General features: G+C 35.6%; 1 pseudogene. It reads left to right on the forward strand.

The features are described 5' to 3' along the window. Positions 1–571: pseudogene (locus CKJ95_RS23150) on the forward strand (IS3 family transposase); the annotation flags it as partial. Between the last annotated feature and the right edge of the window lie 139 nt (positions 572–710).

Below are 710 nucleotides of genomic sequence, written 5' to 3' on the forward strand. Positions count from 1 at the left end.
TGAAGAAATATAACATTATATGTCCCATCAGAAAGGCAAATCCTTATAGGAGAATGATGAAGGCCACACAAGAACATCGGGTTGTACCAAACTTATTGAACCGACAATTTAAGCAAGATATACCTGGAAAAGTACTTCTAACTGATATCACGTATTTATATTACGGAAAGGGTCAGAAAGCCTATTTGNNTCAGCCCATATTACGATGGACTTAGCTACAGACACCCTTTTAAAATTAAAGAAGAACCGTAACTTTAGAAAAGCAGAAGACGCATTGATACACTCTGATCAAGGAACCCACTATACACACCCTAACTTTCAAAAGTTAGCGAAGAAACTTGGATTACACCAATCTATGTCAAGACGCGGAAACTGTTGGGATAATGCCCCCCAAGAATCATTTTTTGGCCATTTCAAAGATGAAGCTTATATTAAACCTTGTACAACCTTAGATGAATTAAAACATGAAATAAAACAATATATGACGTATTACAATCACTACAGATACCAATGGAATTTAAAAAAGATGACCCCTGTTCAATACAGAGATCATCTTCTTAAAACTGCCTAGGCTTTTTTAAAATGTCCTTTACAAGGGGTACACTTTATTGTGGGGCGTTGCCTATTCTTGTTCTTCGAAAGGATTTAAGAAGTTGTAATGTATACGTAGATTACCTTCAATACTACAGGTTACTTTATTCACCAATGAG

Source organism: Fredinandcohnia onubensis (assembly GCF_002734285.1).
GTDB classification, from domain to species: domain Bacteria; phylum Bacillota; class Bacilli; order Bacillales; family Bacillaceae_L; genus Ferdinandcohnia; species Ferdinandcohnia onubensis_A.